Genomic DNA, 21429 nt, shown 5'->3' with positions numbered 1-21429 from the left:
CAATTTATCCTATTGCGTCACATGCTGACGGTTTCGGCGCACCCTGCGCCTTGACGCTCAGCAGGGCCTGGCACAGCGACTGGCTGGCAAAGCAGGACACCACCCACCCCTCACCTTCATGCTGCGGGCGTAGCGGACCGTCACGGCAGACACGTACCCAGGCGTGACCGGCGCGCTGCACGCCGGCCTGTTCCGCCGGGCTCGGCTCAAACATCACCACGGCTGCTTCGGCGGGCAGCTCCGGCCATGCGTCGTCCTGCACGAGCAGCGGCACCACCTGCGCCCCCCACCCGCGCAGGCGCCGTTTCAGCTCGGTACGCCACGGGCCTGCAGCCACCAGCAACGCAACGATCTGGCCGGACAATGGCAGAGCGGCGCCCTGTGCGATCGATGTGGACAGCGGCACCTCGACAATGAAACGACTGCCGACGCCGGTGGTGCTTTCCACCCAGATCCGCCCTCCCATGCGCTCGCACAGCTGCTGGCACAGCGCCAGGCCGAGGCCGGAGCCACCGAATCGCGACAGGATGGTGGTGTCGGCCTGGACGAAAGGCCGGAACAGGCGCTCGCACTCAGCCGGGCTCAGCCCAATGCCCGAGTCGGTGGCTTCGAAGCGCAGCCAGGCCTGCCCTTCTTCACGCCGGCACGCCACCGCCAGCTGTACTCGGCCGGAGGCGGTGAATTTCAACGCATTGCTGGCCAGGTTGCGCAGCACCCGCTCGATCGCGGCCATCGGCGCCACTGCCGCCTCGGGGACCTCCTGGCCTACCACGCAATCCAGTTGCAGGCCCTTGGCGTGGGCAACGGGTGCGAACAGCAGTGCCACCCGTTCGAGCATGGCCGGGGGCGAGAATCGCTCCGGGGTCAGCGTCCATTGCCCGGATTCGATACGCGACAGGTCCAGCACATCGGTGATGATGTCCATCAGCGAGTCGGTGGACTGGCGCAGGCGCAGCACGCGCTCCATCGCTTCGCCGGGCAGCGGTGAGCGCGAGAGCAGCTCCAGGTGGCCAATGATGCCGTGCAGCGGCGTGCGGATTTCATGGCTCATGGCCGCCACGAAATGCGACTTGGCACGGCTGCACGACTCGGCGGCGGCGGTCTGTTCGCGCTCGGCCTGCAGGGCAAGCATGTCGTCAGTGATGTCTTCCACCATCAGCAGTGCGCCGCCAGGCCAGGCGCGTCCTCCGCTATGAATGCGGGTGCGATGGAACATCCGCTGCTGCGGATCGGCGGCCAGTACCAGCTCACCCTGCGTGCTGGCAGGACCATTGGCCAGATCGGCCTGCACGGCGGCGGCCCGCAGCTGCGCGATCAGCTTTCCACCGCACGCACGGTCCATCCTGCGCAGCGGCGCATTGAGGTCGCGCACCTCGCCGCTGCGTGCATCCAGCAGTGCCACCCCGACCGGCACATACTCCAGCAACAGGCGCAGGCGCTGATCACGCGCATAGATGGTCTTCACCTGGTGCAGCGCGGGCAGGTACATGCGCCGGTGCAACCACAGCAGGAACATCCATAGCACCGCCAGCGCCGCCAACAGCGCCGCCCCCCCTGACAGCAGCATGGGGGCGATACCACCGAAGATGTCGCGCCAGCTGTAGGTTTCCACCAGCGTCCACGGCGTTCCATTCACGGCCAGAGCCAGGGTGAAGCGCCCATTGTGGTAACGCGCGCGGGTGGCGTTGCCCAGCAGTATCCAGTCCGCCTGCGCAGGCCTGCCCTGGGCACCGGCATTGCCGTCATTGCTGGACAGCACCCGCAGCCCGTCGCCATCGAGCAGCTCCAGATGACCCTGGCTGTTGCGCCGAAGCAAGGCTTGCAGCCGCGCAAGTGGCTCGTAGGCAACGAACGTGGCGATCGGCGCATCCGCCACGCTGGCCTGGAACACCGAAACCAGCGATGGCTCACCACTGATCGGGTGCCGGCCAAAGGTGCGTTGCGGCGCGTCACTGCGTGCCAGGCTTTCCAGCAGCGGCACCTGGTCATGCAGCGATGCCGGTGCCAGCAGTTGCGCGGGCGCGCGCAGGTGCGCGAACACTTCGTCGCGCGAAGCGGTGCCAAGCGCCTCGGCCAGGCTGCGCTCGGTCAACCCGTTGTCCAGCGACAGGTACTGGCCACTGGGATCGAAGAAGTACGACGCAGTGGCCGGCTCGCCGTCATCCGCGGTCCGGGTCAGGCGCTGGATCAACGACACCGCGGCACTCAACTGCAGGTAGCGCTGCACCTCCTGCGGCTGCCACTGCAGCGTTTCCAGGCCAAGCGCCATCTGCGGCCGGCTGCGCTCATCGGCCACGACCACCAGCCGTTGGCCGCCCTGCAGGTAGGCCTGGTACATCCCCTCCGCACTGGACTGGCCCAGCTGTGCGTCATGGCCCCAGGCGTATTCGGCCATGTTGGCCAGGCGGGCGTAGCTGGCGTCCTGGCGAGCCAACTGGATCTGCAGGGCATTGTGGGCGCGCCGGAAGTCGGCAATGCGACGCGCCTCGTAACCGTTCACCTGCACCACGATGAGCGTGATCAGCACGCTGATGGAGAGCAGGCTCAATACCGCACCACAGGCCAGCATCAGCCGTCGCGGATAGCGGCGCAGCGCCTGCAGCCCACCCTCGTCGGATGCGACCGGGGCCGCGGAGGAATGCGGACGATGCAGGGACTCGACGATGGGAGGGGTGGACACGGGCATGACAGAAGGGTGGAGGCCACCCACCGGGGCATTGGACAGAGCACCAGCATGCGATGAGCTTGCCCGGCCAGATGTAGGACGATGTCCAAAAACCACACGTACGCTGACGCATTCCCCCCCAACCTTCATACCCGCCACAATTCGTACTTGTCCTGTTCTCCACTACCCGGCCCCACGCGACGCTATCTCCTCCTGAACGAATGGGTAGCGCCAATGCGGGTACGACGACTCGGCCAATGCTGGTGGGTGATGCGTCTGGTACACCGGCATGCCCTGCATCAAGCCGGCCTGCATCTGGGCAGCCTGGCCGCGCGCCTGCTGCCCCTGCCGCTGCAGCACCGCACGGCGCAGTGGGCCTTTGCAACACTGGGCCCGCTGCTGCACCGTGCACGCCGCAGGCGCACGATGACCGCCCTGCAACGACTTGGCCTTCCCCGGCATGCGGCGGCAAGGCTGAGCACGGCGTTTCTTGCCCACGCATGGTTGCGCCGTGGACGCCTGCGCCATCTGCAGGCACTGCCGTTCCCGGCACTGAAGCATCATCTCCGCTCCATTGCCTGGCAGGATCCGCTGGCGCTCTGGCCGGCCGGCGCCGGGCGGCGGCGCGTGATCTGCGTGCTCCCCACGGGCGACCTGGAGGCGGCCATCGCCGCCCTGCTCGACCGGCCCGGTGCGCCGGCCCACTACTTCATCAACTGCCCGCATGCGGCCTGCTCCCCGCAGTACCGCACACTGATGGCACTGCAGCGCCAGAGCCATCGCCTCGACATCGGTTCACGTGCCCAGCCTGGCCTGGGCTGGCGGCTACTGAAACGCGGGGCCACCGTGGTTACCGTGCTGGATCCTGTCTTGATGGCAAGTGCGGTTTCAAGGGAAGGACGCTGGCCAGCACCACTGCGGCTGGCCCGGGCCGCGCGTGTACCGGTACTTCTGGTCGGGCATCGCCACGACAACGGCAGCGCAGGCACCCTCCACGTGCTGGGTGAATTCAGCCTGCATCCCGACGTACCGGGCTTCGCTGCGCTCTGCGACGCGGTGCACGGGTTTCTTGCCGGCTCACCGCTGGACTGGGCGGATCTGGATGGCTGGGCTGAAGCGCGATAGGCCGCAGCAGGCAGCACCTGCTGCGGCCCCGCCACATCACGCCACGATCAACGTCACCTTGATGTTGTTGCGAGTGGCATGCGAGTACGGGCACACCACGTGAGCCTTGCCGACAAGATCACGGGCCTGCTCACTGTCGATACCCGGAAGCGAGATGGTCAGTGCCACTTCGATGGCAAAGCCGGTGCTGACTGCACCAATGCCGACGCGGCCGGCAACCGAGGCGTCTTCCGGAAGGCTCACGCCTTCCTGTCCGGCCACATAACGCAATGCACCGAGGAAACAGGCCGAGTAGCCCGCCGCAAACAGCTGTTCGGGATTGGTGCCCTTGCCACCGGTGCCACCCAGCTCGTTCGGCGTGGAAAGCATGACGTCGAGTGCCTTGTCCGACGACGTGGCGTGGCCTTCGCGGCCGCCAACGGCGGTAGCCTCGGCTGTATACAGAATGGATTCGATGCTCATGGCGTGGTTCCTTTGTCTGTTGGCATGACCGCTGCTGCGGTCACGCCACCATCGTGAGAACGCGCCACTCGGCATTCCATCGGACAGCGACGATAGACCCCCACCAGAAAAGAGGCTCCAGGCGCGCAGGCAGGTGGAGGCAGCCAGCACCGCCAGATGCCCCGCGTAGTACCCATAAAACGCCCAGCGCCAGACGTCCCGGTCGTGGTCGCTTGCATCGCGGAAGCTCATGCGCATCGGCCAGCGTCTGTCCAGCGCCACGCAGGGGCCCACCGCTGCAGCCGGGAGGTGGCGGCGCTATGCTGGCCGCCCCTGCTTGTGAGACGCCCGCCATGCGCACCCTGTACCCCGCCATCGAACCCTACCGCGAGTTCACCCTGCCGGTGAGCGATCTGCACACGCTGCATGTCGAAGAGTGCGGCACACCGGAGGGCATTCCGGTGGTGTACCTGCACGGCGGCCCCGGTGCCGGCATCTCACCGACCCATCGCCGCTTCTTCGACCCGGCGCGCTACCGCATCGTGTTGATCGACCAGCGCGGCAGCGGCCGCTCCACCCCGTTCGGCGAGCTGCGCGACAACACCACGCAGGACCTGGTGGCCGACATCGAGAAGGTGCGTGTGCACCTGGGCATCGAACGCTGGCTGGTCTATGGCGGATCGTGGGGTTCGACGCTGTCGCTGGCCTACGCGCAGGCGCATCCCGAGCGCGCCACCGGCTTGATCGTGCGTGGCGTGTTCCTTGGCCGCGAGATGGAAAACCGCTGGTTCGCCGAAGCCAACGGCGGTGCGCGCTGGATCTTCCCGGAGCGCTGGGACGGCTACGAGGCCTACATCCCCGAAGCCGAGCGAGGCGACATGATCGCGGCCTACTGGGCGCGCATGGATGGCCCGGATCAAGCGACCCGCATCGAGGCCGCACAGGCCTGGCTGGGCTGGGAAGACAATGCGGCAACGCTGCAACATGACGTGGATGCGGAATCCACCGATGATCCGCTGGATACGCTGGCCAAGGCCCGCATCGAAGCGCACTACTTCCGCAACGGCATCTTCCTGGAGCCGGACCAGTTGCTGCGCAACATCGATCGCATCCGCCACCTGCCCGGCGTGATCGTGCAGGGGCGCTACGACATCATCTGCCCGCCGCGCAGTGCGTGGGACCTGTCCAGGGCCTGGCCGGAGGCACGGCTGGAGATGGTGACCTCCGGCCACAGTGCGAACGAGCCGGCCACGGTGGATGCACTGGTGCGCGCCACGGATGCGTTTGCCGACCGCATGGCCGATGCTGGCTGACAACGAAGAAGGGGCGCATCTTCTGATGCGCCCCCCCCTCTGCTGGCCTTCCGGCAAACGGAAGGCCTATCGGCTTACCAGGCCAGGCGCAGGCCCAGCTGGGCACCGACGTTACGGTAGCCCCGTTCGCCGTGTTGCACGTTCATGCCGCCCCATGCCCCCATACGCTCACCCAGCTGCAGCTCGGCACCGGCCTGTACTTCGTAGCGGTCGCGCGGCATGTCCGCACCCATTGCCTCACCATTGAACTCCAGGCGGCTGGTGCGGCTGCTGCGCAGCCAGTTCAGGCCGAGGTACGGCTGCACCTGGTTGATGCCTTCGCTGGCATGGCCAAATACACGCACACCTGCGCGGCCGCTGAGACCACCGGCGTCTGCATTGGCCACCACCGTACCGTTGTCCTCGACATGGCGGTCAGCGCGGAAGTGGTTGTACGACAGCTGCAGCTGCGGCTGCACATACAGGTTGGCCGCTGCACTGGTCCATACCGGTACCGTGTAGCCGCCCTCCACCGAGGCGCTGCTCATGCGCGAGTCATAGCGCTCGGCCTGCAGGCCGATGCCCTGCACACTGTTGCGGAACCGGCCGTGCTGGATGCTGGCATCCATGTACGCACCCGCACCCTGCGCGGCATTCTGCAGCCAGGTCGCGTAGGCGCCGATGGCATTGCCCTGCACCCGGCCCTTGGCGCTGTACTGCGTCAGGCGCGAGGCAACCGTATTGTTGGAACGGCCACTGCCCAGCATGATGCCAAACGCTGCGTTGCCCTTGCGCAGCAGGTCGCTGCCGACCTGCAGCACGGAGCCGTCGCCATCAACGGTCAACTGGCCGCCCACCGCGCTGAAATCGGCCTGCTGGCGACCGACACGTGCCCAGGCATGGCGGACCTCATCGCTGGCCAGTGCACCCTGGCGATCAGCCAGGCGATGGCTGAACATGCCCAATGCCGCAGACTGGTTGGCAAGATAGGCACCCACTTCGGGACGCAGCACCGGTTGCGGCGGCACGATCGGGTTCACCGGGTTCACCGGGTCGATCGGGTCGACGGGATCAATCGGATCGGTCGGATCAATCGGATCTACCGGCACGCAGCCCGGTGCGGTTGGATCGGTCACGCACGGGTCTGGCGCGGTCGGCAGCTCTGAACGCAGGTACCAGTTGCCTTCGCCGCCCGGCACGCCACCCTTGTGCAGGAAGTACTCATAGGTGCCAGCAACCGCACGGCCGTCGAGCGTGAACGCTGCATCGGACGCGCCATCGACTTCGATGAGCGGAATGCCGTCAATGGTCTGTGCACCGACGCTGCCATCGAGGCGCTTGACGCTGACAGTACCGTTGCCCAGCGAGTCACCCTTGACGTGCAGGCGACCGGCCTCCGAATCGTCTGCTCCCAGCTTGGCCGCAAATTCGAAGTGGGTGTCCTCGATGTCCAGATTGCCATCGACGATCAGCGCGTGATTGTCCAGTTCGACCCGGCTGTTGTTGCGCGCCTGCAGCGTGCCGACCATCGAGGCGCCACGCAGCGACCAGCTGCTGTTGTCCAGGGTCACGCTTTCGGCGATGGTCGTACTGCCCTGCCAGTCCGATCCCCCCTTCAGGTCGATATGCACCTTGGATTGCGGCGTCAAGCCCGCATCGAGATCCGCCGCGGTGAACACGACATCGCCCCGCAGCCAGGACGCATCCAGCGCGACCGTGAAGCGCCCTTCCACCGCCGCATCCACCGACACCGCAGTACCGCCATCAGACCTTACCTCTGACTTCTCGGCGATGACCAGCTTCGTATCCCTGCCGCCGCGCACCCAGACGCCGCCTCCCTGCTCGCCGGACAAGACCGAACCCTGGAGCCGCAGTTTACTGGCGTCGTCCACCACCGCAGCCCAAGCTTCCTCGCCCTTAGCGGTCAACCACATGTTGTACAGGGAGACATCGGCGGCACCCTCCGACACCAGTGCATGGGCCGCTGCCCCCTCCGTCTGCACGAAGCCATTATCAAGCCCCAGCATACCGTCAGTCGCCTTCACACCGACCGAACCGGCCCCCTTCGTCGCGATGGTGCCTCCGCTGAAGGTCAGGGACTGCCAACTGTCCTTGAGCAGGCCGATCGCATTTTCTCCCTCTGTAATGATGACGCCGTTCTTGACGTCGGCCCCCCCCTTTTCAACCCAGAAACCCGTCGCATTCTTGCCCTTGGTGTTCACGTTGAACGTATCGATGCTCGTTCGCGCAGCATCGACAACGTGAATGCCGAATGCCCTTTCGCCGGTTGTATTGACCCAGAAATTCGTGCCCTTGACATCGATCGTGCCGAGCCCTTCCACGCGGATGCCAGCCGCATCGTTGCCTGACGTCTTCAGTTCATAGTCGCCGCGGGCCGTAATTGAGCCCCTATTCAGGACGTGGAAGGCGTGCTCGTCATCATTGGCGGTTTCGTATTTTCCGGCAGCGGGCACCTCAGCGGTCCCGTCCGCGACGAGCTGGCCGGCCATCGCCGGTGCTGCGGTGAAGAGTACGCTGGCCATGGCGACGGCCAGCAGCGAGTAGTGCGGGGTGCTACGCATATGTTCAGATCTCGTGAGGAACTGATTACATCGTCCTCAAGGGCACTTATCCGCTCCATCGGACCCGTACGAGTTTCCCTGACCGATGCGCACTGTCGCCGGCTATACCCAGGTATAGCCCGGCTAACCCACGAGCCTCTAGGCCTGCCCCATTCAGGGGCAGACAATAGCGCCACTGGCCAGGGCAACCGCGGCTGGCACCCTTCCCTCATGGAGACGCAGATGGACCCCGACCCTGCCGGGCGCACCGCGCCCCGGATGACCGCTTGTTGCCTGTTCCTGGCGCCTGCCCGCCGGTCCCTGCCTGCCTGAGTGACGGGGGACCGCCAGGCGCCGCCTGCCTGGAGTTCGCCCCCATGTCCTACAAGATCCTCTACATCACCCTGCGCCGCCTGATTGGCGCGCGCGATGTTGCCGCGCTGCGCAGCCAGCTGCTGCAGCACGGGCCCGTGATGTTTGCCCGCTCGCTGTCGCTCGGTTCACCGCGCGTGGTGGCCGATGCACTGTCGCTGCTGCCGATCAGCGAACGCATCACCGTGCTGCGCCACCTGCCCTACCCACTGCGCGATGCGATGAAGCCGCTGTGCATCGGCGGCAGCCAGCGCCTGCACATGCAGCCGTGGTCGCCGGCGGTGCTGGCCATGCGCCACGCCTGACCTGTCTCACCCATTCCGTTCGTGTTCCGGCTGCGGCCGCCTCCGACATTCAAGGAGCACCCCATGAGCCTGCTCAACGCCTGGTTCAACGCCTTCCTGCGCAGCCGTCGCGCAGGCAACCTGTTCCGCCGCCGCGCGATGCCCGAGGCCGGGTTCGGCGCGGGAAGCGCCGAGGCCGCGCCGTTCGCGCTCACCACCGGCCTGGTCACCCTCGCCCAGCAGGACGAAGCCCAGCTGCTGGCCACGCTGGATTCGCATGCCGATGGCCTCAGCCCGCATGAGGCCGAGGCACGGCTGGCCTCGCTGGGCCCCAACGAGGTCGATCACGAAAAGCCGCTGCCGTGGTGGCGGCACCTGTGGCAGTGCTACCGCAATCCGTTCAACCTGCTGCTGACCGTGCTGGCGGCGGTGTCCTGGCTGACCGAGGACATCAAGGCGACGATCGTGATCGGTGCGATGGTAGTGCTGTCCACGCTGATCCGATTCGTGCAGGAAGGGCGCTCCAACCGGGCCGCCGAGCGGCTGAAGGCGCTGGTCGGCAACACCGCACGCGTGCTGCGCCGCAATCCGGGCACCGAAGCGGCCGATGTGGCCGACCAGTACTTCGGCGCGCACCTGCACAGCCGCGGCCCGGCGCGCCTGCTGGACCTGCCGATCCGCGAGCTCGTGCCCGGCGACCACATCCTGCTGTCGGCCGGCGACATGATTCCGGCAGATTGCCGTGTGCTGACCGCCAAGGACCTGTTCGTGGCGCAGGCCGCAATGACCGGAGAATCGCTGCCGGTAGAGAAATTCGCGCACCCCGGCGACGGCCTGGCCGGCCTGCTGGAACAGCACAACCTGCTGTTCATGGGTACCAATGTGGTGTCCGGCACGGCCACCGCAGTGGTGCTGGCCACAGGCAACCGCACCTACTTCGGCACGCTGGCCCAGCGCAGCACCGCCACCGACCGTGCGCCGACCGCCTTCCAGGCCGGCGTCAACAGCGTCAGCTGGCTGTTGATCCGTTTTGCGCTGGTGATGGTGCCGATCGTGTTGTTGATCAACGGCTGGACCAAGGGCGACTGGACCGAGGCATTCCTGTTCGCGCTGTCGGTGGCAGTCGGCCTGACCCCGGAAATGCTGCCGATGATCGTCACCTCCACCCTGGCCAAGGGTGCGGTGCTGCTGTCGCGGCGCAAGGTGATCGTCAAGCGGCTGGATGCGATCCAGAACTTCGGCGCGATGGAAGTGCTGTGCACGGACAAGACCGGCACGCTCACCCAGGACCGGATCGCGCTGGAGCGCCACACCGATGTGTTCGGTCACGATTCGGAAGACGTGCTCAAGTTCGCTTACCTCAACAGCCACTTCCAGACCGGGCTGATCAATCTCCTGGACCGCGCGGTGCTGGAGCACGTGGAGCTGCAGAGCTCGCTGCGGCTGTCGCAGGACTACCACAAGGTGGACGAGATTCCGTTCGATTTCGAGCGCCGCCGCATGTCGGTGGTGGTCTCCGAGCGCGAGGACCACCACGAGCTGATCTGCAAGGGCGCGGTGGAAGAAATGCTGGCGGTCTGCAGCGCCGTGCGTGAGAACGGCCAGGACATGCCGCTGGACGAGCAGCGCCTGGCCCGCGTGCGGCAGACCACCGAGGAACTGAACGAACAGGGCCTGCGCGTGGTGGCGGTGGCGATGAAGGAGACCGCTGCCAGCCAGACCACCTACTCGCAGGCCGACGAGTCCGGCCTGACCCTGGTCGGCTATGTGGCCTTCCTAGACCCGCCGAAGGAATCGGCCGCGCAGGCGCTGCAGGCGCTGGCCGCGCATGGCGTGGAGGTCAAGGTCTTCACCGGCGACAACGAACTGGTGACCGCCCGTGTCTGCGCACAGGTGGGCCTGGACGCCGACACCATCCTGACCGGCCCGCAGATCGAGCGCATGGACGACGGCGCGCTGTCGCGTGCGCTGCACCAGCACCGCGTGTTCGCCCGCCTGACGCCGCTGCACAAGGAGCGCCTGGTGCGCGAGCTGCGCGCACAGGGCAAGGTGGTCGGCTTCCTCGGCGACGGCATCAACGATGCGCCTGCGCTGCGCGCGGCCGATATCGGCATCAGCGTGGACAGCGCCGTGGACATCGCCAAGGAGGCCGCCGACATCATCCTGCTGGAAAAGAACCTGATGGTGCTGGAGGAAGGCGTGATCCAGGGCCGGCGCACGTTCAACAACATGCTGAAATACATCCGCATGACCGCCAGCTCCAACTTCGGCAACGTGTTCTCGGTGCTGGTGGCCTCGGCGTTCCTGCCGTTCCTGCCGATGCTGCCGTTGCAGCTGCTGGTGCAGAACCTGCTGTACGACATCTCGCAGATCGCCATCCCGTTCGACAACGTGGACGAGGAACTGGTGCGCAAGCCGTTGAAGTGGAACCCGGCGGACATCGGACGCTTCATGGTGTTCTTCGGGCCGATCAGCTCGCTCTTCGACCTGAGCTGCTTCGCGCTGATGTGGTACGTGTTCGACGCGCGTACCGCTGCCGACCAGAGCCTGTTCCAGTCCGGCTGGTTCGTGGTCGGGCTGCTGACCCAGACCCTGATCGTACACATGATCCGTACCCCGAAGGTGCCGTTCCTGCAGAGCATCGCCGCGCCGCCGCTGCTGCTGATGACCGGCCTGATCATGGCGATCGGCGTGGCCCTGCCGATGAGCCCGTTGGCCGGCTACTTCAAGCTGCAGGCGCTGCCGGCCGGCTACTGGCCGTTCCTGGTGGCGATCCTGTTCGGTTATGCGGTGCTGACCACTGCGCTGAAGCGGTTCTACATCCGTCGTTACGGCTGGCAGTAAGTGCCCGTCGCTTGTCCAGGGAGAAACGCAATGGACATCAATCCGAACCTGCCGGCGTTCAACGCCGGCGCCACGCTCAGCTCGCTGATCAGTCTGTCGGTGGCCTTCGTACTGGGCACGGTCATCGGCCTGGAGCGGCAGCTGCGGCAACGCACCGCCGGCCTGCGTACCAATACGCTGGTGGCGGTGGGTGCGGCAGTGTTCGTCGACCTGGCGGTGCGCTTCCATGACCTGTACGGCGGACCACCCTCGCCGCTGCATGTGGTGGCCTATGTGATCTCCGGCGTCGGCTTCCTCGGCGCCGGCGCGATCATGAAGGACGGCGCCCAGGTGTCCGGCCTGAACACCGCCGCCACCCTGTGGGGATCGGCGGCGGTGGGAGCCTGCGCGGGTATCAAGCTGCTGCCCGAAGCAGTGCTCGCGGCCGTGTTCGTGCTGGCCGCCAATACCCTGCTGCGGCCGGTGGTCAACCGCATCCAGCGGCAGCCGCTGCCGGAAGCGTTCAGCGAGGCGACCTATGCGATCAACGTGGTCTGCCAGCGCGAGCAGCAGGCCGAGGTGCTGGACCAACTGTTGCTGCTGCTTGAGCAGGCGCAGTACCCGGTGCGCGCGGTGGACCAGCGCCCGTTCGGCGAGCGCGATGTGGAAATCGAAGCGGTGTTGTATGCCACCACGGTGGACGCCGGCGAACTGGATGCCGTTCTGGCCACATTGGCAACCACGCCCGGCGTGCTGCAGGGGTTCTGGAACGCCAGCCTGGAGGAGTAGTGCCGGCCGCTGGCCGGCACCCCCGTGATCTCCGGACGCACCGTGCAGTTGCCGGCCAGCGGCCGGCACTACCAGGCATCGTTCTGGTTTGTGCCGACCAACGGTCGGCACCCACAGCACAAGAGCAAGCCGACCCGGGTCGGCATCCACCGCTGGCGGCTTTGCTATCCTTTCCGCCCACGCCAGGGAGCTGTCCCGATGCCATCGCTGTCGCCCCGCCGCCCACTGGTGCTGCTGGCCCTGATCGTCGTGATGGCGGCGATCTTCCTGGTCGATACCGTCACCGATTACGCCGTCGCGGCTGCCTGCTTCTACGCGGCAGTCATTCTTGCCGCCTCGCGCGTGCTGGGCCGGCGCGGTCTGATCACCCTGGCCATCGCCTGCGTCGCGCTCACCGGCCTGAGTTTCTTCCTGACCCGCTTCGGCACCTACCGGATCGGCCTGGTCAATTCGGTGATCGGCACGCTGGTGATCGGCATCACCACCTATCTCGCGCTGCACATGGAAGCGGCCAAGGCGGCGGTGCAGGAAGCGCAGGGCCGGCTGCTGCGGGTCGCTCGCGCTTCCACCGTGGGCGAGCTGACCACCTCGATCGCGCATGAGGTGAACCAGCCGCTGGCGGCCATCGCCAGCAGCGCCGAGGCCTGCCAGCGCTGGTTGGCACAGGACCCGCCGAACGTGGACAAGGCGCGGCAGACCGTGGCCCGCATCCTGGCCGACGCGCACCGCGCCGGCGATGTGATCGCACGCATCCGGGGCCTGACCCAGGGCGCGGCACCCGAGCGTCGCGCCTTCGACCTCAACCAGGCCGTCGAGGAAATGCTCGCCCTCTCGCGCACCGAACTGGATCGGCATGGCGTGGCCGTCGCCCTGCTGCTGGAGGCCGATCTGCCCCCCGTGCAGGCCGATCGCGTGCAGGTGCAGCAGGTGATCGGCAACCTGATCCTCAACGCCGTGGACGCGATGGAGCCGGTGCCCAGCGCCGACAGGCGACTGTCGCTGCATACCCGGCGCGACGGCCCCTGGATCAGCTTCAGCGTGCGCGACCGCGGCGTCGGCCTGCCGGCCGACCGGCCCGAGCGCGTGTTCGATGCGTTCTGGACCACCAAGTCACACGGGCTTGGGCTCGGCCTGAGCCTGAGCCGTTCGATGATCGAGGCCAACGACGGCAGGATCCGCGCCGAGCGCCCCGCCGGTGGCGGCGCCTGCTTCGTCTTCGAACTGCCCGTCGCCACGGAGGCGCGCCATGCGTAAGCCCACTGCCGCCCGCGCCGATCCGGCACCCATCGTCTACGTGATCGACGACGATCCGTCAGTGCGCGCCGCGCTGGAAGACCTGCTGGCCTCGATGGGGTTACAGGTGCGGGCCTTCGCCTCTACCCAGGCCTTCCTCCAGCACCAGCGCGAGGACGCACCGGCCTGCCTGGTGCTGGACGTGCGCATGCCCGGGCAGAGTGGCCTGGAGTTCCATCGCACGATGGGCCATCACGGCCTGCAGCTGCCCGTGGTGTTCATCACCGGCCACGGCGACATCGCGATGGGTGTCAACGCGATCAAGGACGGTGCCATCGAGTTCCTGACCAAGCCCTTTCGCGACCAGGAACTGCTGGATGCGATCCACAAGGGCATCGAGATCGACCGCCAGCGCCGTCGCGACGGCGAGGCGCTCGATGCCCTGCAGCAGCGCTGGAACACGCTCAACGCGGGTGAGCGCGACGTGGTCGATGGCGTGGTGCGTGGCCGCCTCAACAAGCAGATTGCCGGCGACCTGGGCGTCAGCGAGATCACGGTGAAGGTGCGTCGCGCGCAGGTGATGCGCAAGATGGGCGCACGCACCCTGGTCGATCTGGTACGCATGTACGACCGTCTGCAGGCGGGAACGCCATGAACGTCCACGTCGCGCTGCTGCGCGCGGTCAACGTCGGCGGCACCGGAAAGCTGCCGATGCGGGATCTGGTGGCGATGTGCGAGGACGCAGGCTTCGCCGATGTCCGCACGTACATCGCCAGTGGCAATGTCGTGCTGCGCAGCGCGCTCGACGAAGCGGGCGTGCGCCAGGCCCTCGCCCAGCGGCTCCATGCGTACGCCGGCAAGCCGGTGGGCGTGCTGGTGCGCTCGGCCAGCGAGATCGCCGGCGTGGTGGCGCGCAATCCATTTCCGCAGGGCGCCGGCAACCGTGTGGTCGCCCTGTTCCTCGACAACAGCCTGCCGGCCGATCCGTTGGACGGAGTGACCGGCCGGCGCGACGAACAGCTTGCACTCGGCACGCGCGAGATCTTCATCCACTACGGTGCCGGCATGGCCGACTCGCGCCTGCGGGTGCCCTGCGCCCAGCACGGCACCGCCCGCAATATGAACACAATCGGCAAGCTTGCAGCGATGGCCGCAGCGCTTGCCTGGCCTGCCAGCAATCCGCGTCGCGGCCGGAGGCGGTAGCGTCGACCTTCAGGCACTGCGCCGCGCTCGCGCTCCGTGAAGGCTGAAGCAGTGGGCGGACGCAACGGATCACGCCCGCTGCAGGCGGCGCTTCAATCGCGTATCCAGCAGCCCCACGCCCAGCAGCACCAGGCTGGTCAGCCATCCGGCGGCCAGCAGGTGCATCCATGGCAACACCAGGTACAGCACCAGCAGCGCGGCGGCGCCCAGCAGGTGCGAGCGCGGCGCGCGCCCATAGACCACGCGCTTGTAGAGGGCACTGCCCAGCAGATAGATCAGCGGGCCCGCCACCATCACGGTGGCGTACACCGCCGTGACCGCCGCGCCAGGGTGGTCCATCACCAGGTCGTTGCCGACCGCGGTGGCGATGATGCCGGCGATCAGCAGCGCGTGCACGTAGTGGAAGTTGGCGCCCATCCGCCCCGGGTCGTCGGCATGGGTGATCGCCTCGGTGGCGTCACGGCTGGAGATGCCGAAGTACAGCCACCACATGGCGATGGTCCCGGCGAAGGTGGCCAGCACCGCCGATACCACCTCCAGGCTCCAGTGCTCGACGTCGCTGAGCACGCCCCCGGTTGCCAGCAACGTCTCACCCAGTGCGACGATGACGAACAGCTGGCAGCGTTCGGCCAGGTGACCGCCCTCGATGGTCCAGTCGCGGGTGTGCGACCGGCCCATGCCCGGGAACGCGAAACCGAACATCGGCGAGATGTATTCGCACGCCACCGCCATCGCCCACAGTGCCAGCCGCAGATCGCCCTCGGCCGCCGCGCCCGCCAGCCACAAGCAGGCCGACACGCTGACCCAGGCCAGCATGCGACGGAAGTTCGGCGCCAACGGATGGTTGCGGCCGACCTCGCGCAGCACGAACGCGGTGCGTCCGACCTGCATCGTGGCGTACGCCCCGGCAAAGATCCACGCACGATCGGCAAACGCCTGGGGAATGGACGAGGACATCAACAACGCCAGCAGCATGGTGGCGAACATCAGGCCCCGGATGCGCGGTGCCTCTGGGTCGAACCAGTTGCTGACCCAGCACGCGTACTGCCAGCCGAGCCAGACCGCGAACCACAGCACCAGGGTCTGCAGTACGCCAGCCAGGCCAAGGTGGTGGAGCAGCTGGTGGCTGAGCTGGGTGACTGCGAATACGTAGACCAGGTCGAAGAACAGTTCTTCGTAGGTGACGCGGGCATGGTGGCCGTCACGGTGGCGCAGCGCGGGCAGGCGCGGTCGGGTACTCATGGAACTCCTTCAGCGCGCCAGGCGCCAGTACAGGAAACCGGCCAGCAGCGCCGGCACGGCGAACACCAGCAACAGGATCGGCAGCTCCTCACGTACCGCGTAGCCGGCCTTGCTGACCCCCACCCACATGTTGGCCACGGCCATCAGCAGCCAGGTGGCGATGAAGGCGATCAGCGCCGTGGGCAGCTGCGAGGTGCCCACGCTCCATAGATGGCCAAACAGCAGGAACACCCCCAGCAGCAGCACGCCTGCGGTGATCACCAGAATCACATGCATCGGTCTGTCTCCTTGAGCCTGCGGGCAGGCTAGCCCGGGCCGATTCTGCGCTCCAGCCGATGATTGTGGTTTCACCTTCCAGCCGCCGCGAACAATCCGCGCGGCCGCCCGCGCATGGCAAACGCGAACAGTTCCCATTAGTATTGTTTCATCGTGCGGGGATGCTCTCTCCGCGCCCGCCCCTCGCCCTTGCTGCCGGTCCGGATGCCTCCGCTGCCCTCCCCCCACCCACCTGCGTTGCCGCTGGTGTCCTCGCTGGTGCACCACTACGAAGAACTGGTGGATTACCTGCGTCGCCGCTTCCGCTCGCCCAGCCTGGCCCGTGAGGTGGTCCATGATGTCTGCGTGCGCCTGCTGGAGCGTCCGCCCGTGCACGATGCACGACAACCGATCGCGCTGCTGCGCCGCATCGCCCACGATGCGGCGGTGGACCGCTGCCGCGCCGAGGACCTGCGCCGGCATTGGGTCGAACCGCGCGCCGAACTGCCGGAGGGCGCCTGCACGCGCCCCGGGCCCGAGCAACAGGCGCAGGGCATGCAGGCACTGCAACGCTTGAGCAGCACCATCGAGCGCATGCCCTGCCGACGCCAGCAGGTCTTCATCCTGCACAAGATCCATGAGCTGCCGCAGGCCGAGGTTGCGCGGCGCATGGGCATTGGCCTGAAGGCAGTGGAACGCCACCTGCGCCTGGCAATGGCCGACTGCCGCCTGCCTGCAGGGTTGCCATGAGCCGCGCGCCCGACCCCACCGATCCGCAGCCGCCGCCGGGTTCCACCGATCAGCTGCTGGAGCAGCACCGCGATGCCTTGAAGCAACGCTTCCCGATGCCGGGTCCCGAGCTGCTGCAGCGAAAGCGTGGCGGCCGCCCGATCAAGGCCGTGCTGCCGGTGTTGCTGGTCGCCGCTGGCGCCCTGCTGCTGATCGACCCGGCCTGGCAGGTGCGCGATCACCATACCGCCGCCGGCGAACGCCGCACTGTCACCCTGCCCGATGGCAGCCAGGTGCTGCTCGATGCCGGCACCCACCTGCAGGTGCGCCGTCACCTGCGCTCGCGGCAGGTGCTGCTGGCACGCGGCCAGGCGCGCTTCCAGGTACAGCACTCGGCGTGGCGCCCCTTCCAGGTCGATGCCGGTCCAGTACACGTGCGCAATTACGGCACCGTGTTCGATGTGGACCGCCAGGGCGATCTGAGCGAGGTGACGCTGTGGCGCGGCGAGGTGGGCGTACGCGTCGACGGCAGCGAGGCCGAGCAGCGCCTGAAGCCGGGCCAGCGCCTGTTGGCCCAGGCAGGGTCACTGTCACCGCCCGAAGCGGTCAGCCCGGACCGTGCCGACTGGACCACCGGGCGGCTGCAGTTCGATCGGTTGCCGCTGTCGGAAGTGCTGCGCATCCTGCAGCGCTACCACGACCGGCCGGTCGTGCTGGATGACCCGGCGTTGGGCCCGTTGCTGGTCTCGGGGGTGTTCGATGCCGACCGCGCCGAAACCGCCATCGCGCTGCTGCCGGAGATCCTGCCGGTACAGGTGCATACCGCCGCCGACGGCAGCCTGCACCTGCGCGCGCGCCCGTGATCAACCCCGCAGGGGTGGGTCGCGCAACGTCCCATCCGGCAGGTATCTGAACCCCTCCGAAGGACCCTGCATGACCCGCCACGTTCCGCCTGCTGCCCTGTGCCGGCTGGCCCCCGCCCTGCTCGCGGCCTGCCTGTGCGCCGCGCTGCCCGCTGCCGCGCAGACCCGTGCTCCCGCCACAGTGCAGCTGCACCTGCCGGCCGGGCCACTGCAGGGGTCACTGAACGCACTGGCCCGTCAGACGGGCATCCAGCTGCTGTTTGCCGCCGACAGTACCCGCGGCCGCAGCGCGCCCGCGCTTGACGGCCGCTACACTCCGCGCGAAGCGCTGCAACGCCTGCTGGCCGGCCACGCGCTGACCCTGCAGGAACGTTCGCCCGGTGTGTTCGTGGTCAGTGCCGCTGCGGCACCGGTACCGTCCAAGGCCAGGCCCAGCGACCCGGCGCGGGCCACCCCGGCCGCAGGCCCGACCTCACTGGAGCGCGTCACGGTCTCGGCCTCCACCGCGCGCATGCCGCAGGGTGAAACCGCCATGCCCAACACCATCACCGTACTGACCCGCGAAGACATCGCCCAGCAGCTGGCGCTGGGCTCGGACGTATCGCGGGTGTTGTCGGCGCAGATCGCGGCCTTCGCGCCCGCGCGCGAGAAGATGTCCAACTACGGCGAGAGCATGCGTGGCCGCGGCATCCTCTACATGGTCGACGGCGTGCCGCAGTCCACCCCGCTGCGCGACGGCTCGCGCGATTCGCACACCATCGACCCGGCGATGATCGAGCGCATCGAGGTCATCCACGGTGCCAACGCATTGCAGGGCATTGGCGGCACCGGCGGCATCGTCAACATCATCACCCGCAGCGCCCCCACCGAGCCCGGCGCGTTCCTGCTCGACAGCAACCTGACCTACAGCAGCGCCCTGCCCAGCCGCCACGATGGCAACGGCCAGCGTGCCTCGGCGCTGGTGGGCGTGCGCGGCGATCGTTTCGACCTCGTCGCCGGCCTCGCCTACGAGCGCCAGGGCCTGTTCCATGACGGCGAAGGCCGCTCGATCGGCACCAATGCGCAGGGCGAGCTGATGGATTCAACCTCGTCCAACGTGTTCGCCAAGCTGGGCTGGAACCTGGCCGAAGGCCATCGGCTGCAGGTGATGGCCAACCGCTACGAGCTGCGCGGGCTGGACAACTACGTGGCGGTGAACGGTGACTTCCGCACCGGCCGGCCGACCATTTCGGTGCCCGGTGATACGCCACTGGACCCGCCGATGAACCGCTCGCGCTCACTGACCGTCGATTACAGCGCCGCCGACCTGCTGGGTGGCCGCTTCCAGGCCCAGGCCTTCGCGGTGGACTTCGAAGGACGCTATGGCGCCAGCCAGTGGGACCCGTGGGGCAATACCGGCGCCAACGCCGCCTGGGACCAGACCCAGAACGAATCGGACAAGCGTGGCTTCAAGCTGACCCAGAGCTGGACCCGCATTGCCGATACCGCGCTGGACGTGACCGTGGGCCTGGATGGCCTGCGCGACCGTACCCATCAGGTGCTGCTGGCCAGCGGCATGAACTGGGTACCGCTGACCACCTACCAGAGCCTGTCACCACTGTTGCAGCTGCACTGGTGGCCGACCGACCACCTGATGCTGTCCGGTGGCCTGCGTTACGAGAAGGGCGAGCTGGACGTGGGTGACTACACCACGCTGCCACGCTACGGCGCGCGCAGGGTGGCCGGCGGCAAGCCGGCCATGAGCGAGACCCTGCCCAACTTCGGCGCGGTCTGGTATGTCACCGATCGCCTCAACGCCTATGCCTCCTACTCGGAGGGATACACCGTAGCCGACGTCGGCCGCGTGCTGCGCGCAATCAACCGCGACGGCCAGCGCGTGGACAGCCTGGTCGACCTGTCGCCGGTGGTGTCGGACAACCGCGAGATCGGCCTGGAGTACGACGATGGCCGGCTCAGCGGTGACATTGCCTACTACACCTCTGAATCGAAGCTCGGTTCGGTGCTGGTCTACGATGCGGGCATCGACGCCTACAACGTGCAGCGCCAGGCCACCCGCGTGGAAGGCTTCGAAAGCAACCTGCGCATGAGGCTGGGTGACGCCCGCCTGGGCCTGGGCTATGCGCGCGCCAACGGACGCTACGACGCCAACGTCGATGGCCGCCTGGACAGCGACCTGGCCGGCGTCAACATCGCGCCGAACCGGCTGACCGCGTTCTGGGAACAGAACTGGACACCGCAGCTGAGCACGCGCCTGCAGGCCAGCCATGCCTTCGACCGCGACTTCGACCAGCTCGGCAACCGCGTGGCGACGTTCAACGGTTACACGACGATGGACCTGGTGGCGCGCTACGTGCTGGACAAGCACAGCTTCACCCTGGGCCTGCAGAACCTGGCCGACAGGCAGTACATCAGCTATTACTCGCAGACCACGCCGTCGAACCCGAGCTACTTCGCCGGCCGTGGGCGGGTGCTGAGCCTGGGCTGGCAGTACCGGTACTGAGCCATGGCGCCCTTATGGGAGCCATGAAATCTATGCGCGACGTGACGAAGGAGGCCCATGCTAGTTTCTGGGCCTCCTTCAAATGGACATGCACCATGCGCAGTTCCCTGCTTGCTTTCGCCCTGGCCGCCACACTGCCTGCCCACCAGGTGCATGCCGGACAAGCGCCGTTGCCACAGCTGCGGGCCTATAGCGTGGATGCGTCCTGGCTGCAGCCGATGGCGCCGCTGCAGATTGCCGACCACACCTGGCAGATCGGCACCGAGGACCTGACCGCGCTGCTGGTGCAGACCACCGAGGGCGCCGTACTGCTGGATGGCGGCATGCCACAGATGGCCGGTCACCTGCTGGACAACATGAAGCTGCGCGGCGTGGCCCCGCAGGACCTGCGATGGATCCTGCTCAGCCATGCGCACGCCGACCACGCCGGGCCAGTGGCGGAACTGAAACGGCGTACCGCTGCGCATCTGGTCGCCAATGCCGAAACGGCCGTGCTGCTGGCACGTGGCGGCAGCAACGACCTGCACTTCGGCGATGGCATCACCTACCCGCCGGCCAGTGCCGACCGCATCATCATGGATGGCGAAGTGGTCACGGTGGGCGGCATCGCATTCACCGCGCACTTCATGCCAGGGCACACCCCGGGGAGCACCGCCTGGACCTGGACCGACACCCGCGATGGCAAGCCCGTGCGCATCGCCTACGCTGACAGCCTGAGTGCACCGGGTTACCAGCTGAAGGGCAACCCCCGTTATCCGCGCCTGATCGAGGACTACCGGCGCAGCTTCTCCACGGTGCGCGGCCTGCCCTGCGACCTGCTGCTGACCCCACATCCAGGCGCCAGCCACTGGAACTATGCCGCCGGCAGCAAGGCCAGCGCCAACGCCCTGACCTGCAAGGCCTACGCGGATGCGGCCGAGAAAAAGTTCGACGCGCAGCTGGCCAAGGAAGCAGCCACGACCCGCTGAATCTGTAGAGTCGAGCCATGCTCGACTGAAACAGAGCAGTCGAGCATGGCTCGACTCTACAAGGGGCAAGCCGAGCATAGGCTC

General features: G+C 67.4%; 17 protein-coding genes. 12 read left to right on the top strand and 5 right to left on the bottom strand.

What is annotated here, in order from left to right; translation table 11 throughout:
* Window positions 1-4: 4 nt before the first annotated feature.
* Window positions 5-2686 carry a sensor histidine kinase gene (locus tag ARC23_RS01830; RefSeq protein WP_057495646.1) on the bottom strand — a complete coding sequence of 894 codons (2682 nt, stop codon included), beginning with the start codon at window positions 2684-2686 and terminating at the stop codon, window positions 5-7.
* 81 nt (window positions 2687-2767) lie between these two features.
* Between ARC23_RS01830 and ARC23_RS01825 the strand changes: the two genes are divergently transcribed.
* The gene (locus tag ARC23_RS01825) at window positions 2768-3790 is read left to right on the top strand and encodes a hypothetical protein (RefSeq protein ID WP_238985162.1); all 1023 of its coding nucleotides are present in this window, start codon (window positions 2768-2770) and stop codon (window positions 3788-3790) included.
* A 36-nt stretch (window positions 3791-3826) separates the two neighbouring features.
* On the opposite strand, the gene ARC23_RS01820 is transcribed toward ARC23_RS01825, so the two are convergent.
* Window positions 3827-4252 carry an organic hydroperoxide resistance protein gene (locus ARC23_RS01820; protein ID WP_057495644.1) on the bottom strand — a complete coding sequence of 142 codons (426 nt, stop codon included), beginning with the start codon at window positions 4250-4252 and terminating at the stop codon, window positions 3827-3829.
* Between the two features lie 332 nt (window positions 4253-4584).
* Here ARC23_RS01820 and pip point away from each other — a divergent pair, with 332 nt between their 5' ends.
* Window positions 4585-5544 carry a prolyl aminopeptidase gene (pip, locus tag ARC23_RS01815; protein ID WP_057495643.1) on the top strand — a complete coding sequence of 320 codons (960 nt, stop codon included), beginning with the start codon at window positions 4585-4587 and terminating at the stop codon, window positions 5542-5544.
* A 74-nt stretch (window positions 5545-5618) separates the two neighbouring features.
* Here the strand turns inward: pip and ARC23_RS01810 are convergent, their stop codons facing one another.
* Window positions 5619-8105 (bottom strand): autotransporter family protein, encoded by a 2487-nt coding sequence (locus ARC23_RS01810; RefSeq protein ID WP_057495642.1) that lies wholly within the window; start codon window positions 8103-8105, stop codon window positions 5619-5621.
* 356 nt (window positions 8106-8461) lie between these two features.
* On the opposite strand from ARC23_RS01810, the gene ARC23_RS01805 reads away from it, so the two are divergent.
* The 6 genes from ARC23_RS01805 to ARC23_RS01780 all read left to right on the top strand — a co-directional run bounded on the left by ARC23_RS01805 (window position 8462) and on the right by ARC23_RS01780 (window position 14788).
* Window positions 8462-8761 carry a hypothetical protein gene (locus tag ARC23_RS01805; protein ID WP_057495641.1) on the top strand — a complete coding sequence of 100 codons (300 nt, stop codon included), beginning with the start codon at window positions 8462-8464 and terminating at the stop codon, window positions 8759-8761.
* Window positions 8762-8824: 63 nt separating this feature from the next.
* Window positions 8825-11584 (top strand): magnesium-translocating P-type ATPase, encoded by a 2760-nt coding sequence (mgtA, locus tag ARC23_RS01800; RefSeq protein ID WP_057495640.1) that lies wholly within the window; start codon window positions 8825-8827, stop codon window positions 11582-11584.
* 30 nt (window positions 11585-11614) lie between these two features.
* Window positions 11615-12352: an MgtC/SapB family protein gene (locus ARC23_RS01795; protein WP_005416700.1), complete on the top strand. Its 738-nt coding sequence runs from the start codon at window positions 11615-11617 to the stop codon at window positions 12350-12352.
* A 198-nt stretch (window positions 12353-12550) separates the two neighbouring features.
* A complete protein-coding gene (locus ARC23_RS01790; RefSeq protein ID WP_057495639.1) occupies window positions 12551-13606 on the top strand; it encodes a sensor histidine kinase in 1056 nt (351 codons plus the stop codon).
* The gene (locus ARC23_RS01785; protein WP_057495638.1) at window positions 13599-14240 is read left to right on the top strand and encodes a response regulator transcription factor; all 642 of its coding nucleotides are present in this window, start codon (window positions 13599-13601) and stop codon (window positions 14238-14240) included. Before ARC23_RS01790 ends, ARC23_RS01785 begins: the two co-directional genes overlap by 8 nt.
* Window positions 14237-14788 (top strand): DUF1697 domain-containing protein, encoded by a 552-nt coding sequence (locus tag ARC23_RS01780; RefSeq protein ID WP_057495637.1) that lies wholly within the window; start codon window positions 14237-14239, stop codon window positions 14786-14788. Before ARC23_RS01785 ends, ARC23_RS01780 begins: the two co-directional genes overlap by 4 nt.
* A 69-nt stretch (window positions 14789-14857) precedes the next feature.
* Here ARC23_RS01780 and ARC23_RS01775 read toward each other — a convergent pair whose 3' ends face one another.
* Window positions 14858-16030, bottom strand: coding sequence for a low temperature requirement protein A (locus tag ARC23_RS01775; protein WP_057495636.1), 1173 nt, complete (start codon window positions 16028-16030; stop codon window positions 14858-14860).
* A 9-nt stretch (window positions 16031-16039) separates the two neighbouring features.
* Entirely contained in the window at window positions 16040-16306 is a 267-nt protein-coding gene (locus ARC23_RS01770) for a hypothetical protein (protein WP_057495635.1), read from the bottom strand.
* Between the two features lie 204 nt (window positions 16307-16510).
* Here ARC23_RS01770 and ARC23_RS01765 point away from each other — a divergent pair, with 204 nt between their 5' ends.
* The 4 genes from ARC23_RS01765 (at window position 16511) to blaL1 (ending at window position 21345) form a co-directional block, all read left to right on the top strand.
* Window positions 16511-17035 (top strand): RNA polymerase sigma factor, encoded by a 525-nt coding sequence (locus ARC23_RS01765; RefSeq protein WP_057495634.1) that lies wholly within the window; start codon window positions 16511-16513, stop codon window positions 17033-17035.
* Complete coding sequence (locus ARC23_RS01760; protein WP_057495633.1) at window positions 17032-17877, top strand: FecR family protein; 846 nt, start codon at window positions 17032-17034, stop codon at window positions 17875-17877. Before ARC23_RS01765 ends, ARC23_RS01760 begins: the two co-directional genes overlap by 4 nt.
* Window positions 17878-17947: 70 nt before the next feature.
* A complete protein-coding gene (locus ARC23_RS01755; RefSeq protein ID WP_057495632.1) occupies window positions 17948-20377 on the top strand; it encodes a TonB-dependent receptor in 2430 nt (809 codons plus the stop codon).
* A gap of 95 nt (window positions 20378-20472) precedes the next feature.
* On the top strand, window positions 20473-21345 hold the full coding sequence (gene blaL1 / locus ARC23_RS01750; protein ID WP_057495631.1) for a L1 family subclass B3 metallo-beta-lactamase: 873 nt from the start codon (window positions 20473-20475) through the stop codon (window positions 21343-21345).
* Window positions 21346-21429: the final 84 nt, after the last annotated feature.

The sequence above is a fragment of the Stenotrophomonas beteli genome (assembly GCF_001431665.1).
GTDB lineage: Bacteria > Pseudomonadota > Gammaproteobacteria > Xanthomonadales > Xanthomonadaceae > Stenotrophomonas > Stenotrophomonas beteli.
The sequence above is the reverse complement of the archived record's forward strand: the minus strand, read 5'-3'. Positions and strand labels throughout refer to the sequence as shown.

What these genes read in the sequence shown, in the direction of transcription:
- ARC23_RS01760 (WP_057495633.1), top strand. Translation starts at nt 17,032, where the DNA reads ATGAGCCGCGCGCCCGACCCCACCGATCCGCAGCCGCCGCCGGGTTCC.
- ARC23_RS01770 (WP_057495635.1), bottom strand. Translation starts at nt 16,306, where the DNA reads ATGCATGTGATTCTGGTGATCACCGCAGGCGTGCTGCTGCTGGGGGTG.
- ARC23_RS01805 (WP_057495641.1), top strand. Translation starts at nt 8,462, where the DNA reads ATGTCCTACAAGATCCTCTACATCACCCTGCGCCGCCTGATTGGCGCG.
- ARC23_RS01790 (WP_057495639.1), top strand. Translation starts at nt 12,551, where the DNA reads ATGCCATCGCTGTCGCCCCGCCGCCCACTGGTGCTGCTGGCCCTGATC.
- ARC23_RS01830 (WP_057495646.1), bottom strand. Translation starts at nt 2,686, where the DNA reads ATGCCCGTGTCCACCCCTCCCATCGTCGAGTCCCTGCATCGTCCGCAT.
- mgtA (WP_057495640.1), top strand. Translation starts at nt 8,825, where the DNA reads ATGAGCCTGCTCAACGCCTGGTTCAACGCCTTCCTGCGCAGCCGTCGC.
- ARC23_RS01780 (WP_057495637.1), top strand. Translation starts at nt 14,237, where the DNA reads ATGAACGTCCACGTCGCGCTGCTGCGCGCGGTCAACGTCGGCGGCACC.
- ARC23_RS01765 (WP_057495634.1), top strand. Translation starts at nt 16,511, where the DNA reads ATGCCTCCGCTGCCCTCCCCCCACCCACCTGCGTTGCCGCTGGTGTCC.
- ARC23_RS01795 (WP_005416700.1), top strand. Translation starts at nt 11,615, where the DNA reads ATGGACATCAATCCGAACCTGCCGGCGTTCAACGCCGGCGCCACGCTC.
- ARC23_RS01820 (WP_057495644.1), bottom strand. Translation starts at nt 4,252, where the DNA reads ATGAGCATCGAATCCATTCTGTATACAGCCGAGGCTACCGCCGTTGGC.
- blaL1 (WP_057495631.1), top strand. Translation starts at nt 20,473, where the DNA reads ATGCGCAGTTCCCTGCTTGCTTTCGCCCTGGCCGCCACACTGCCTGCC.
- pip (WP_057495643.1), top strand. Translation starts at nt 4,585, where the DNA reads ATGCGCACCCTGTACCCCGCCATCGAACCCTACCGCGAGTTCACCCTG.
- ARC23_RS01785 (WP_057495638.1), top strand. Translation starts at nt 13,599, where the DNA reads ATGCGTAAGCCCACTGCCGCCCGCGCCGATCCGGCACCCATCGTCTAC.
- ARC23_RS01810 (WP_057495642.1), bottom strand. Translation starts at nt 8,105, where the DNA reads ATGCGTAGCACCCCGCACTACTCGCTGCTGGCCGTCGCCATGGCCAGC.
- ARC23_RS01755 (WP_057495632.1), top strand. Translation starts at nt 17,948, where the DNA reads ATGACCCGCCACGTTCCGCCTGCTGCCCTGTGCCGGCTGGCCCCCGCC.
- ARC23_RS01825 (WP_238985162.1), top strand. Translation starts at nt 2,768, where the DNA reads ATGTCCAAAAACCACACGTACGCTGACGCATTCCCCCCCAACCTTCAT.
- ARC23_RS01775 (WP_057495636.1), bottom strand. Translation starts at nt 16,030, where the DNA reads ATGAGTACCCGACCGCGCCTGCCCGCGCTGCGCCACCGTGACGGCCAC.